The sequence below is a fragment of the Marinobacter sp. W-8 genome (assembly GCF_044342215.1).
Lineage (GTDB): Bacteria > Pseudomonadota > Gammaproteobacteria > Pseudomonadales > Oleiphilaceae > Marinobacter > Marinobacter nauticus.
In genome coordinates this window covers 3,618,205-3,631,795 of record NZ_CP172297.1, presented here as the reverse complement: position 1 = coordinate 3,631,795, position 13,591 = coordinate 3,618,205, and the positions used below count along the sequence as shown (strand labels likewise).

The 13,591-nt window shown below is 60.3% G+C and carries 11 protein-coding genes; 5 read left to right on the top strand and 6 right to left on the bottom strand.

Translation table 11 applies throughout. The features are described 5' to 3' along the window. Positions 1-28: 28 nt before the first annotated feature. A complete protein-coding gene (locus tag ACF8YQ_RS16925; RefSeq protein WP_396622084.1) occupies positions 29-2,170 on the top strand; it encodes a tRNA(Met) cytidine acetyltransferase TmcA in 2,142 nt (713 codons plus the stop codon). A 69-nt stretch (positions 2,171-2,239) separates the two neighbouring features. After that, positions 2,240-2,827, top strand: coding sequence for an ankyrin repeat domain-containing protein (locus ACF8YQ_RS16920; protein WP_396622083.1), 588 nt, complete (start codon positions 2,240-2,242; stop codon positions 2,825-2,827). Between the two features lies 1 nt (position 2,828). Here ACF8YQ_RS16920 and ACF8YQ_RS16915 read toward each other — a convergent pair whose 3' ends face one another. Further along, entirely contained in the window at positions 2,829-3,938 is a 1,110-nt protein-coding gene (locus ACF8YQ_RS16915) for an enoyl-CoA hydratase/isomerase family protein (RefSeq protein ID WP_396622082.1), read from the bottom strand. A gap of 215 nt (positions 3,939-4,153) precedes the next feature. Here ACF8YQ_RS16915 and ACF8YQ_RS16910 point away from each other — a divergent pair, with 215 nt between their 5' ends. Then, positions 4,154-4,489, top strand: a complete 336-nt coding sequence (locus ACF8YQ_RS16910; RefSeq protein ID WP_396622081.1) for a c-type cytochrome — start codon at positions 4,154-4,156, stop codon at positions 4,487-4,489. Positions 4,490-4,509: 20 nt separating this feature from the next. Here ACF8YQ_RS16910 and ppnN read toward each other — a convergent pair whose 3' ends face one another. Beyond that, entirely contained in the window at positions 4,510-5,892 is a 1,383-nt protein-coding gene (gene ppnN / locus ACF8YQ_RS16905) for a nucleotide 5'-monophosphate nucleosidase PpnN (protein WP_011787057.1), read from the bottom strand. Between the two features lie 122 nt (positions 5,893-6,014). On the opposite strand from ppnN, the gene thiI reads away from it, so the two are divergent. Continuing rightward, positions 6,015-7,469, top strand: a complete 1,455-nt coding sequence (gene thiI, locus ACF8YQ_RS16900; protein WP_396622080.1) for a tRNA uracil 4-sulfurtransferase ThiI — start codon at positions 6,015-6,017, stop codon at positions 7,467-7,469. Here thiI and ACF8YQ_RS16895 read toward each other — a convergent pair whose 3' ends face one another. Beyond that, entirely contained in the window at positions 7,470-8,483 is a 1,014-nt protein-coding gene (locus tag ACF8YQ_RS16895; RefSeq protein ID WP_224850444.1) for a histone deacetylase family protein, read from the bottom strand. Positions 8,484-8,690: 207 nt separating this feature from the next. On the opposite strand from ACF8YQ_RS16895, the gene ACF8YQ_RS16890 reads away from it, so the two are divergent. Then, positions 8,691-10,139, top strand: a complete 1,449-nt coding sequence (locus tag ACF8YQ_RS16890; RefSeq protein ID WP_011787054.1) for an NAD-dependent succinate-semialdehyde dehydrogenase — start codon at positions 8,691-8,693, stop codon at positions 10,137-10,139. Positions 10,140-10,206: 67 nt separating this feature from the next. Here ACF8YQ_RS16890 and ACF8YQ_RS16885 read toward each other — a convergent pair whose 3' ends face one another. Genes ACF8YQ_RS16885 through ACF8YQ_RS16875 form a run of 3 tightly spaced genes read right to left on the bottom strand, consistent with a single transcriptional unit; the run spans position 10,207 to position 13,487 of the window. Further along, positions 10,207-10,620, bottom strand: coding sequence for a substrate-binding domain-containing protein (locus ACF8YQ_RS16885; protein ID WP_011787053.1), 414 nt, complete (start codon positions 10,618-10,620; stop codon positions 10,207-10,209). Between the two features lie 9 nt (positions 10,621-10,629). Continuing rightward, on the bottom strand, positions 10,630-11,844 hold the full coding sequence (locus ACF8YQ_RS16880) for a hypothetical protein (protein WP_396622079.1): 1,215 nt from the start codon (positions 11,842-11,844) through the stop codon (positions 10,630-10,632). 29 nt (positions 11,845-11,873) lie between these two features. Further along, positions 11,874-13,487, bottom strand: a complete 1,614-nt coding sequence (locus ACF8YQ_RS16875) for a methyl-accepting chemotaxis protein (RefSeq protein WP_396622078.1) — start codon at positions 13,485-13,487, stop codon at positions 11,874-11,876. Positions 13,488-13,591: the final 104 nt, after the last annotated feature.

Sequence of the window (13,591 nt, the reverse complement as noted above, 5' to 3'; positions counted from 1 at the left end):
TTCTTATGCCCAGCAGGTCCGAATTAACGTGAGTGATCAAACCGAGACAACAGCCTCTGACTGGTGCGGGTTCCAGCAAGCCCTGGCGGATAGCGGCCAGCGCCGGATGGTGTTGGTTGAGGGAGAGCGGCAGGTTGCGGTGGCGCGGGTAGCCGGGTTGTTGCAGGCGTTGTCGAGTGCTGAGGGAATTTGGGTCGGGCGCGAGCAGGATGCGGCCAGGGCTGGGCTCGGTCATCTGCGTGTTAAAGATTACCAGCGTGTACTGGGCCGGGAACTGCCCGTACTGGTCTGGGATGGCTGGGAGGGAACGTCTCCGGATGCGTTTGCGGCACTGTCCGGCACATTACGGGCCGGTGGATTGCTGTTCTGGTTGATGCCCCCGCTGGCGAAGTGGTCGGACTTTGACGATCCGGACTATGGCCGAACCGGGCTGGATCGGACGAGTGCTCATCCCTTTGCTGCCCGGTTGGCGGCGATACTGGCCGAAGATCCCGATGTCATTCGGCTTGCGGCGGCAGATGTTACCGTGACTGAGCTGAACCTGACGGAACCGGTCAGGACGGGCTTTCAACCCGGGCAGACGGCCGAGCAGCAGGCTCTGGTTGCCGACATTGTGCGCACTGGCCAGGGCCGCCGCCGACGGCCGCTGGTGGTTACTGCCGATCGCGGGCGCGGCAAATCTGCGGCACTTGGCATCGCTGCTGCTCGCTTGCTCGAATCAGGCCGGAAACGGGTGCTGGTGACGGCGCCTTCAGCGGATAACGTGGCTACCCTGTTCGGTCACGCCCGGCAGGAACTGGGTGATGCTCTGGCAATGGATACGCCGACTCAACTGACCACTCGGTTCGGTCATGAGTTGTGCTTTCTGCCACCACAGGAGTTGTTGTCGCAGCGGCCGGCGGCGGAAGTGGTCATGGTGGATGAAGCGGCCGGGTTGCCGGCGCAGTGGCTGAAAGCCGTGTTACTGGGCTGGCCGAGGGTGGTGTTTGCCAGCACGGTGCATGGCTATGAAGGTACCGGCCGGGGCTTTGCCTTGCGTTTCCGACAGATTCTGGAGCAGGAAACTCCACACTGGCGCGCAGTGAGCGTTCGTGAGCCCATTCGCTGGGCAGAAGGCGACCCGTTGGAACGGCTGATTTTCCAGCTGTATCTGTTGTCAGCGGACGCGCCGGAGCCGGAATCGGTTGTCGCCGGCGACGTACACATTGAACGCTGGCAACCTGCCGCGGCCAGTGAGCAGGCATTGGCTGAGGCCTTCGGTCTGCTGGTCAATGCTCATTATCGGACCACTCCCGGCGATCTGCGGCAGTGGCTTGATGACCCCGCCGCGCTGACCTGGCGCGCCAGTGTGAAGGGGCAGACCATCGGCGTGCTCTGGGCATCCACAGAGGGTGGCCTGGCTCCGGACCTGGCGGATGAGGTTGTCGCTGGAAAACGGCGGCTCCGGGGCCATCTGCTGGCCCAGTCACTGGCCAATCATGGGGGGATGCCCGCCGCCGCTGCTCTGAAGACCCTGCGAGTCGTCCGTGTAGCCGTGGCTGAGTCGGCACGCAGGCTTGGGGTCGGGCAACGGCTGGTGGCGGCCGCCCGTGAAGCCTGTGTCCAGCTTGGAATAGATGCACTGGGTACCAGCTTTGGTGGCGAGTCGGGGTTGTTGGCGTTCTGGCGTCGATGTGGTTTGCGAGTCGTACGCATGGGCCTGAGCCAGGAGGCTTCCACCGGCGAGTTTCCCCTGCAAATGCTGAAGGGCACGTCTGGGCCGGGGCTGCGGCTTCAGCAACAGCTCGGCACCCGTTTCGCCAGACACTGGCTAGCTCTGATGCCCCGCCATTGGCCTGAGCTGGACCATGAGCTGTTGCTGGCCGTCTCCGAAGCTTTGCCCTCACAGACAGGGCTGGACGACGATGATCGGCGGGATCTGACCCACTTTGCGTATGGCTTTCGCGGCTTTGAGCTCACCTTGCCGGTCTTGCAGGGGCTTTCTGTCTGCAAGGGTATGCCTCAACGAATTCAAAGCCATCCGGAGGCAATGCTCTGGTGTCGTGCCGTATTGCAGGGCTGGTCCTGGGCACAGTTGCAGGAGGCCGGGCTTTGCCGGGGCCAGCGAGACGCCGAAACGCAACTGCGATTGCTGGTTCGTGAACTTCTGCAAAACGAGGCGGAGTTGTGACCGGTTCGATTTAATTCCGGTGACTGGCTGATCAGAATAGCTGCAAAACGCAAACAAGAGATTTCAGACATGGGCAGGGACGCGAGCAGCTATTTCCACCTGGTATTTTTCCTGGCACTGGCGCTGCTGGCCGGATGCAGCACAACCGGGTCAGCACCTGAAGCCGAAGAGGCCGGTGCAAACCCCGAGGAACTGATGGCCGCGGTGCGCGCCAATGAGGATCGGGCAGTACTGGAGCTGCTGTCCAGCGGGGTGAGCCCGGATGCCCAGGCCGGAGCGGAGCAAACCCCGCTTATGGTGGCGGCCACCAACGGCAACCGCCGTATTGTCCGGTTGTTACTGGCCGCTGGCGCAGACGTGAATGCCCGTAGTGCCGACGGCTACACCGCGGTTATCCAGGCCGCTGAAAACGGCCACCTTGCGGTGGTCAGGGCCCTGCTGGCGGCGGGCGGTAATGTGAACGTCAACCAGGGTGGAGAATCTCTGTTGATGAAAGTAGTGGCCAGTGGTGACCTTCTGACCGCCGAAATGCTGCTGGCGGCCGGTGCCGATGTACACTATCGCCGTGCTGATGGCACCACCGCCCTTGACTTGGCCCGCGCCAGCAACAACCAGGATCTTGAAATGCTGCTGGTGCAGGCGGGCGCCGCCCGCTGATTCAGAGGCTGTCCAGCATCATTGGGTCGGTCGTGTCATCCCACACCGGCTGAAAATGCCGTTCAACCACCTCTTGCGGCACTTCGACAACCGAGGCGTAAGACCACTCTGGGGAGCGGTCCTTGTCTACCAGCAGGGCGCGAATGCCCTCGGCCAGATCGGGTCTCCGGGTGCACTCTTCGGCCATGGCCAGCTCCATTCGGAACACATCCTTCAAAGACATCTGCTGGCCTTTCTGTATCTGGTGCCAGATCAGCCAGGCCGTGACCGGGCAGCCGGTTTTCAGGGTGTGGATGCACTCCTGCCACCAGGAATCGGTACTCTGCGAATTCCCAAGTTTCTCAACGATGGCCGGTAGCTCGTCGCCTGCGCTCAGCCTTGCGATGGTCTGTTCGTGCTGTTCCAGGTGTCCCGGGGCCAGTGTGCGGTAATCGAGTGCCTCCAGCTGGTTCAAAAGGCGGAACAGACGGTTGTCGTCGGCGGCGGTTTCACCGGTCCAGCGTTCCTCCTGCAGCCGTTCAAGCAGGGCGCTGCTCTGGTCTGCTTCGATCACCATATCAGCCAGGCCCACTCGCAAGGCGTCGGCGACATTCAGGCGGGCGCCGGTCAGGCCCATGAACAAGCCGAGCCGACCGGGGAGGCGGTTCAGGAACCAGCTGGCGCCAACATCGGGGAACAGGCCGATGCTGATCTCGGGCATAGCCATGGTGACATTCGGGTAGATTAACCGGTAACGGCAGGCCGCCAGCAGGCCCAGGCCCCCGCCCATGACAATGCCGCCGGCCATGCCCACCACCGGCTTGGGGAACCGGTGCAGGGTAAAGTCGAGACGGTATTCCGCCGCAAAGAACCGCGCGGGCGCGGCTTTGTCGCCATCGCCTGTCAGTGCCGGGTACAGGGCCCGGATGTTGCCTCCGGCACAGAACGCCCGGTCTCCCGCCCCCTGCAGAACCACCAGGCAGATACGGGAATCCTCGGCCCATTGCGCCAGCGCCTGTTGCGCCTGGTTGACCATTTCCTCGGTCAGGGCATTGAGGGTGCCCGGCTCGTTCAGGGTGAGCAGGCCGATGTGTCCTTCCCGGCAGGGGAGCTCCTGTACCTCAACTGGCATGGCTTGGTTCTCCGGTGGTATCTCTGATTGGGTATTTGTGGTTTGTTCGTACTGTCGTTCACAATGCTCAGGCGTAAAAGAGGACTATGGTCGCACGAAAGTCCTTGATCTATCACATTTGAGCTCACGGGCGGGTGTGCTATAAGTGAAACCTGAGTTACTGACCGGTTCTTATGCCGGAATGTGAACGTTAAAACGATGAGAGGGTGAACACAATGAATCTGAAGCATCTTGCAGTAGCGGGCCTGTTCGCAGCTGGCGCGATGGTACCGGTCGCTTCCATGGCCGCTGGTGACATCGAAGCTGGCAAGGCCAAGGCTGCGGTCTGTGCCGCGTGCCACGGCCAGAACGGTATCTCTCAGGTGCCCATCTACCCGAACCTGGCAGGCCAGAAAGAGCAGTACCTGGTTGCTGCCCTGAAAGCTTACAAGGCGGGTCAGCGTCAGGGTGGCCAGGCTCCGGTCATGCAGGGCCAGGCAACTGCCCTGAGCGATGAAGATATCGCTAACCTGGCGGCTTACTTCGCAAGCCTGCCGGCTGGCGGCAAGTAATTGCCCAGCAGTGGTGCGGCTCAGGCCGCACCACTGACAATCCGGTAACTGGGCCGATAAGCGGATGACCCCGGCAGTTTCATCCGGTTCTGCGCCACAAACTGCTCCAGCATGGCCTCCAGAGGCTTGATCAGCGTCGGGTCACCGGCGATTTCAAACGGCCCTTTCTCCTGCACCTGCCGAATTCCGCTTTCCTTCACGTTACCCGCCACAATCCCGCTGAACGCTTTGCGCAGATTCGCCGCAATCAGGTGAACCGGTTGATCGCGATGCAGTTCCAGAGCCCGCATGTTGTCATGGTTCGGCTCGAACGGTAGCTGGAATACCGGATCTATCTTCAGCATCCAGTTGAAGTAGTAGGCATCCTGCATGGCGCGGCGGAAGGTCTCCACGTCTTTCATGCCCTGCTTCATGGTCTGGGCGACCCGTATCGGATCATCGATGATGATCTCGTATTTGCTGGCAGCCTCATCGCCCAGGGCGTTGCGGATAAACTTGTCGATCATTTCGAAGTATTCGGCATTTTCCTGGCGGCCGGTAAACACCACCGGGAAAGGCAGGTCAACGTTGTCCGGGTGCAGCAGAATGCCGAGCAGGTACAGAATCTCCTCTGCGGTGCCTACGCCGCCCGGGAATACAATCACACCATGGCCACAGCGAACAAAGGCCTCGAGACGCTTCTCGATATCCGGCATGATCACCAGCTCGTTTACAATCGGGTTTGGCGCCTCGGCACCGATAATGCCCGGCTCAGTAATGCCGATGTAACGGCCATTCTTCACCCGTTGCTTGGCGTGGCCGATGGTGGCGCCTTTCATCGGGCCTTTCATGGCGCCCGGGCCGCAACCGGTGCAGATACTCAGGCCGCGCAGCCCCAACTGGTGCCCGACATCCTTGCTGTACTGGTATTCGTCGTGGCTGATGGAATGGCCGCCCCAGCACACCACCAGGTCTGGCTGACGCCCCGCCTCCAGTACCCTGGCGTTGCGCAGAATGTGGAACACCAGATTCGTTAGGTCTTCGGGGTTGTCTTTGCGGAAGCCCGCCACGCTGTTGGGCAGGGAGTGGCTGTAGACGATATCGCGCAACACGGAAAACAGGTGTTCGCGGATGGCGCGCAGCATTTCGCCGTCCACAAAGGCGTGGCCGGGTGCGTTGATCAGCTCCAGTTTCAGCCCCCGGGGCTGGGGTACCAGCCGCACATCGAAATCGGCGTGGGCTTCCATCAACTCCTTACAATCGTCGGTTTCGACGCCGGTATTGAGCACGGCCAGTGCACACTGGCGGAACAGGCGATACAGACCACCCTCGCTCTTGTCCTTGAGCCGGTTTACCTCGTAGTTGGAAAGGATCTCGAGGCTGCCCTCGGGGGAGACCAGGGCATTCATGGTGGTTTCAGTCATCGTTGGTGAAGCTCCTGATGGTTTCGGCAATGACGGATTTTGAGCCAGTCTGGCGAAAGGGTACACTAAGGTCTTTCTGGCTTTTACGCCACCCGACGTTATTCCGATCAAAGTCTTTTTTTATGAAATTGCTGATTCGTCCCGCCCCGGAAGTGGCTATCAAGAGTAAACCCGTTCGCCAGCAGCAGATGCGCCAGTTGCGGCAGAATATCCGTAAATTACTGGCCCGGCTGGATCCGGAGATCCGTGTGGATGGCAGCTGGGACCGGGTGGACGTGGATGTGCCCGATGGCCGCAGCCTTGCCGGCCCGGTGATTGATGAGCTGGTGCGCATTCCCGGCATCTCGACCATCCAGGAGATCGGGGTGTTTCCGTTTGTCGATCTTGACGATGTGGGCGAAAAGGCGGTGCAGGCCTATGCCGAACGCCTGAAAGGCAAGACGTTTGCCGTTCGCGCCCGCCGTCATGGCGATCATGATTTCCGTTCCATTGACCTGGAGCGTTCAGTGGGCGCGGCGTTGTTGCAGGGCTCCGACGCCAAAGGCGTAGATCTGAAATCACCGGATTTGGAAGTTCGTATTGAGGTAAAGGACGACAGCTACCATATTGCCCATCGTCGCCACGAGGGTCTTGGCGGTTATCCGCTGGGGACGGTAGAAACGGTGATGACGCTGATTTCCGGCGGCTACGACTCGTCGGTGGCTGCCTACCTGATGATGCGCCGTGGTATTCGCAGTCATTATCTGTTCTTTAACCTGGGCGGTGCGGCCCATGAAGTGGGCGTGCGCCAGGTGGCTCACTACCTGTGGGAGCGTTATGGTTCGTCCCACAACGTCAAGTTTATTTCTGTGCCGTTTGAGGGTGTGGTCGCCGAGATCATGCGCTCGGTCAACCATCGCCACTGGGGCGTGGTGCTCAAACGGATGATGCTCAAGGCCGCTGCCGAGATCTCCCGGGATTACAACGCCTCGGGGCTGGTCATGGGCGATGCGGTGGCCCAGGTCTCCAGCCAGACCCTGACCAATCTGAATGTGGTGGACCGTGCCAGTGACGAGGTGGTGCTGCGTCCGCTGATTGCCATGGACAAGCAGGAAATCATTCGAATTGCCAAGGACATCGGTACCGAGCCGTTTGCCCGCAACATGCCGGAGTATTGCGGCGTGATTTCCAGCAAGCCGGTCACCCGCGCCAAGCTGCATCGGGTGGAGGAAGAAGAGGCGAATATGAACCCGGCCGCCCTGGCCGATGCCATTGCTAACCGCACCGACACCATGGTCAGCCAGCTACTGGACAGCACCCAGACGCCGGAAGAGGTGGAGTTGATCCAGACGCCGTCGGTAGATGACGTGATCATCGACGTTCGCCACCCGTCAGAAGAAGAGCGCTCGCCACTGACCCTGACCAACAACGATGTGCTCAAAATTCCTTTCTACGAGCTGAATCAGCAGGTGGCGGAACTGCCGGGCAACCGCCAATACCTGCTGTACTGCGACCGGGGCACCATGAGCCGCATGCACGCCGGCCACCTGAAGGCTGAGGGGCATGGCAACATCAAGGTGTATGCCCCGGCGGTCTGATCAGCCCTCCAACCCCTTGAAAAACTGCTGGACGTTCTCGCTGAGGGCGTCCAGATCATACCCGCCTTCCTGCACCACCAGCGTGGGTAAGCCCAGCTGACGAAGGTGCGTGCTCAGCCGACAGAAGCCTTCGGAAGTCACCGAAACTTTCGCCTGCGGGTCGTTCTTGTAGATATCGAAACCCAGGGTCAGGATCAGCACATCCGGCTGGTACAGGCGAATGGCGGCCAGGGCTTCATCCAGTTTGGCGAAGAAATCGTCCTCGCTGGAGCCGTGGGGCATGGGCAGGTTGATGTTGTAGCCATAGCCTTCGCCTTCCCCGCGTTCGTCCTCGAAGCCGCTGACCACCGGATAGAAGTTGGTGGGGTCGCCGTGGATGGAGATGTACAGCACGTCGCTGCGGTCGTAGAAGATCTCCTGAATGCCCTGGCCATGATGCATGTCGGTGTCCAGGATCACCGTTCGCGGGAACCGGCTCTTCATGTGCTCGGCCGCGATGGCGGCGTTGTTCAGGTAGCAGAATCCACCGGCGGCGTCCTTGCGGGCGTGATGGCCCGGTGGCCTGCACACGGCGTAGGCGTTGCGTTCTCCGGCGATCAGCGCGTCGGCGGCACCCAGGGCGGTCTGGGCCGACCAGTAGGCCGCTTTCCAGGTATTCTCGCCAATGGGGCAGCTGCCGTCTGCCAGGTAACAGGCGGCTTCGGCCAGGATGCCCCGCATGGCGTTGGGGGAACGTACGAAAATATTCGACATTACCTCGTCGCCCCAGTCTTCCATTTCCATCCAGCGCCGGTGGGCGGATTCGAGGAATCGCAGGTAACCCAGGTCGTGCACCTTGGAGATCGGGCCGGCGCCCTGGTCGGCCGGCTGCAGTACCGGGATGCCCATGGCTTTAAGGCCTTCAAGCATCTGGCCAGTGCGATCAGGCACCTCCTGAGGCTGGCGCATCTGGCCTCGGGTGAAATACGTCTTCGGGATGTGCAGGTCCTGCGTCGGATGAAAAAATGCTTTCATGAATCCGTCTCCTTGGGGTGTCAGGGAGAGCCTGTAAAAACTCTCCTTCGAGTATAGGCAGTGACAAGCCCGGGTCAAAAATCGCCGGCCTGAAAAAATCCCCTCTGACTTTACAGCTTAGCGCTCAGCATCCACTATGAAAGGCACGCTTTGCTATTGAAGCCCGCCCCGCACCGGGGCGTCACCAGTCATGCAAGAGGAGCCGAGATGATCGAGTCACCACTACTGGAAAACCTCACAGGCTACATTGGCGGGCGCTGGAAAGACTCTGCCGGCGGTGCCACGTTCGACGTTTACAACCCGGCCACCGGCTCGGTGATTGCCAAGGTGCCGTCGATGCCGGAGGAAGATGTTGTGGCAGCGGTGGAGGCTGGACAATCAGCGCTCCGGCTCACCAATCCCTGGCCGATTGAAACCCGCCGCAAGTGGCTGGAGGATATTCGTGACGGCCTGAAAGAAAACCGCGAAGAGATTGGCCGCATCCTGTGTATGGAGCATGGCAAGCCATGGAAAGAAGCCCAGGGCGAGGTGGATTACGCCGCCGGTTTCTTCGATTACTGTGCCAAGCACATCAGCGCGCTTGATTCCCACACGATTCCGGAAAAGCCCAAGGATTGCACCTGGACGGTTCACTACCGGCCCGTGGGCGTAACTGGGCTGATTGTGCCCTGGAACTTTCCCATTGGCATGATCGCCAAGAAGTTGTCGGCGGCCCTGGCGGCGGGTTGTCCCTCGGTCATCAAGCCGGCCAGCGAGACACCGCTGACCATGATCGCCTTTTTCAGCGTGATGGATAAACTCGACTTGCCGGATGGCATGGTCAACCTGGTGATGGGTAAGGCCAGCGTGATCGGCAAGGTACTGTGTGAACATAAAGATGTACCCATGCTCAGTTTCACGGGCTCTACCGAAGTGGGCCGCAAACTGATTGTGGACACCGCCGAGCAGGTGAAGAAGCTGGCACTGGAGTTGGGTGGTAATGCCCCGTTCATCGTCTTTGACGATGCCGACCTGGAGGCCGCCGCCGATAACCTGATTGCCAACAAGTTCCGCGGTGGCGGCCAGACCTGTGTCTGCGCCAACCGGATTTTTGTGCACGAAAAGGTGGCGGATGCCTTTGGCCAGAAGCTGGCCGAACGTGTGAACAAGATGACCGTCGGTGACGGCATGAACGATGGCATCGACATCGGCCCGCTGATCAACAAGCAGGGTTTCGACAAGGTGAAGCGGCACCTGCAGGACGCCCTCGACAAGGGCGCCAGCCTGGTGGCTGGCAAACAGCCAGCGGAACTGGGTGATGGCCTGTTTTTCCCACCCACGGTGGTGCAGGGCGTGGACCGGGAGATGTGCTGTTACCAGGAGGAGACCTTCGGTCCGCTGGTGCCCATGGCGCTGTTCCGGACCGAGGAAGAAGTCATTGATGCCGGTAACGACACGGAGTTTGGCCTGGCCTCCTACGTGTTCACCGCCGATGCCGAACGTGCCCAGCGGGTGGCTGCCGGCCTGCGGTTTGGTCACGTTGGCTGGAACACCGGCACCGGTCCAACGCCGGAGGCGCCGTTTGGCGGTATGAAAGCCTCGGGTATTGGCCGGGAAGGTGGTCTGGAAGGGCTGTTTGAATTCGTGGAAGCCCAGACCGTGCCGAGAGGGTTCTAGGCGACTGTTTCCCAAGTAGCAAAAAGGCGAGCCGAGGCTCGCCTTTTTGCGTTCTGCACGGCTGAGATCAGGGCGTCAGGATAACCTTGACGCTGTCGTCCACATCCGCGGAATCAATGTAGCCGATGGCGCCCGGTGTGGAGGCGACCTGGGCCTTCATGCCCGAAGCACTGCCGGCTTCCGCCGGCGGCTGACCACGACCGGTGAACACCTGCTGGGACCAGAAGGCCTTCAGTTGGGCGTCGTTACGGCCGGTCACCTTGTCATGGAATTCGGCACGGGTGGCGTTGCCTTCCGGGAGTTCAAACGGCTTCGCGCTCTGGCCATTCGGCAGGGCTTTGCTGCGGTTCAGATACAGATCCCGTACTTCGTTGGCGCTGATGCTGTCCGGGCCGGACGGGTTGCCGATCACCACGACTTCAGCCAGGGCCAGGGGGCTTGCCAGCAAGCTGGCCGCAAACAACAGGCTAAGCTTTTTCATGGGGCCTCCTTAGAATGCCGAGTCGATTTTGAGGGTGTAGACGTTGGTGCTGTTGGCATTGCCAGATATAGGCGGCAGGAAATATTCCGTGTTCAAGTTGCCAATACCTTTGTCAAAGCCCCGTACATGGGTCATGTCAGCCTTGATGGCCACGCCCGGAGTAATGTCCCAGCGGGTACCGATGCTGTACTCGTTGCGCTGATAGTTCAGGATGGACTCGGGGACGGCGCCGGGGATGAAGAAACCGGTGCGCTCGTCGTCATCCTTGCTCTCGGTCCAGCCGGCTGCAACGTAAGGTGTCCAACTGCCAAACCGATGGCCCACAGACAGGTAAGCAGAATCGGTATCGGCAAACTTGCCGTCCACTTCAACGCGGGTGATTTCACCGATGATCTGCCAGCTGCCGTCGTCGTAGCTGGCGCCCAGGCCGAAGAAGTTGCCACGATCACCATCGGCAAGTTGAAGAATGTTGTCCGGCAATGTAATACCCTTTTCCTTCGCCAAAGCACCGAGACGGGTTGCTTTGATATCCGCCTCGGCGGTCGCCGCCACACCACGCAGGGTCCAAACGTAGTCGGTCCAGGTCAGGTTCACGCCAGCGACATTGCGCAACTGCACATCGCCGGAGTTGCCATCTTCATCGGTAAAGCCGGTGAAGCCGGTTGCGGTCAGCGAGGAGTTGTCGAAGTTCAGGTTGTAGCTGGCATCCGCACCAACATAGCTGGTCACGGCAATCGGGCCATACACGCTCTGGGGCGGGCGGGCCCACGGCTGGGCGTAGCCGACTTCCAGGGAGTCGGAGTACATGAAGAACGGAATCCGCATCTTGCCGGCCCGAATCTGCAGGTTGTTGGTGGGGCGGTGGCTCAGATAGGCCCACTCCACCTGGGGTTCCCAGTCATCTTCGCCCCGGCCGACCAGTTGCATCACAATCTGGCTCTTCTGTGTGACGTCAAAGGTGCCCTGCAGGGCGAACAGGCTCAGATCCGCCACTTCGGATTCGTCGGTGATTCCGGCGTAACCGGCATCGTTGCTGGCCCGGGCGAAACCGGTGCTGAAAAAGCCGTTGAAGCGAATGCCGGTGTCTTTCGCGGAGTTCAGCTGTTGTTGCATGGTATTCAGCTGCTGCTGCATGCGCTCAAGGGTTTCCTCGGTGCTCTGGGCCAGTGCCGGGGTGGCGGCAATGGCGAGCGCCAGGGGCGCTGCAGAGAATAGTCTCTTCATCAGGAGTATCCTTTTTCTGGGGTTTTCAATTAAACGCGGAACTGGCCGGCCACGCTCTGCAAGCCGTTGCTGACGTCCTGGATCTTGCGGCTGACCGTATCCAGCTCGTCGGTGCTTTCCATCACGGCTTCGGCGTTGCGATGCATGTCGCCCATGTGGCCGGTGACTTCGCTGAAGGTGGTGCTTTGTTCATAGGTGGCAGCAGCAATCTGCTCGTTCAGCTCGCTGATCTGCTGAACGCTCTCAAGTATCTTGCGCAGTACGTCGCCGGATTCGGTGGTGGCTTCCACGCCCTGTCGGGCCATATCCACGCTGCCCTGCATGGAATGCACGGCAGCACCGGAGGCTTTCGACAACTCGGAAATCACCTGCTGGATTTCTTCGGTGGCCTTGTGGGTGCGCACGGCCAAGCCACGAACCTCATCGGCGACCACGGCAAAACCACGTCCGTGCTCGCCGGCCCGTGCGGCTTCAATGGCAGCATTCAGAGCCAGCAGATTGGTTTGTTCGGCGACAGTCTGGATGGTTTCCAGCAGGCCGCCCACTTTCACGGAGAACTCGTCAAACTGGTTGACCAGGCTGGCGGTGTTCTCGATTTCTGCCATCAGTCGCTGGATGGTCTGTATGTTGCCCTCGACCTTTTGCTGCCCCGTGGTCGCGAACTTGGAGGCATCCTGGGTCTGGTCAGAGGCGCTGGAGGCAAAGCCCGCAACTTCTTCCACGCTCTTGACCAGTTCTTCCACGGAATTGCGGGTGGAGGAGATTGCCTGGGCCTGCTGGCTGATGCGTTCAAGATTGGTGCGGCTGGTGCTGCCCAGATGTGTGGCAACGCCGTTCAGCTCGCCAATATCCTGCTGGATGGTGGCAAAGGACTTGTGCAGTTTTTCAACAAACCGGTTGAACTGGTCCACCAGATCCCGAAGTTCATCCTTGCCGGTGTAGTCAATGCGGGAGGTCAGATCGCCTTCACCGGAAGCCATGTCCCGTAGGGAGGTAATGATCTGTTGCAGGCTGCCGGATACCGACCGGCCAATGATCAGGCTCAGCGCAATCAGCACCACCAGCGCGACCACCACAATGGTGACGGAGACGGTGGCGGCTTCACTGCTGGCAGCGGTGGTGTCGTCGATGGCCTGGGTCAGGCGGCTTTCCATGGCGTTGCGCATCTCGTCCAGATCAGAGCGCAGGCCGGCCAGCCGCTCGGCGTTGGCGGAGGCTTCCTGGCCGATGCGGTTGAAATCCGCCGTACCTTCTATGATTGCGGTGGCGATTCGGGTGGCGGTGTTGTAGTAACCGTTCAGCTCGGATTTCAGGGCCTTCACCTGATCACGCAGAGCCGGGTTCAGCGTGGCGATGCGGTCCAGATTGGCGGATATTTCTGCCAGTTGTTCCCTGGTGGCGGCAATCTGTTGATCATCACCGGTGGTGACGGCAGTGTTGATCTGGTTTTCAATCAGTTGCAGCAAACCGCGGTTGATCGTGGACAATTCCAGGGAGGGGTAGAGCTGGTCGCGAACTTCGCTGAGGCGTTCGGAGTTATTGCGCTCGGTGACAATGGAAAAGGCCTGGCTGACCACAAAGGCAACAATGGCAACGATGACCAGCAATGCCAGTTTGTGAGAAATCTTCAGTGATGAAAGCATGTTGTAGTCCTTGTCCGCCCGGCCTAAGACTTTGGTCGGGGGCGATTCTAGGTCGTTTTTTGAACGTATGACACAGAATTCATGTGTCAGTGTGTTAAGGCGTG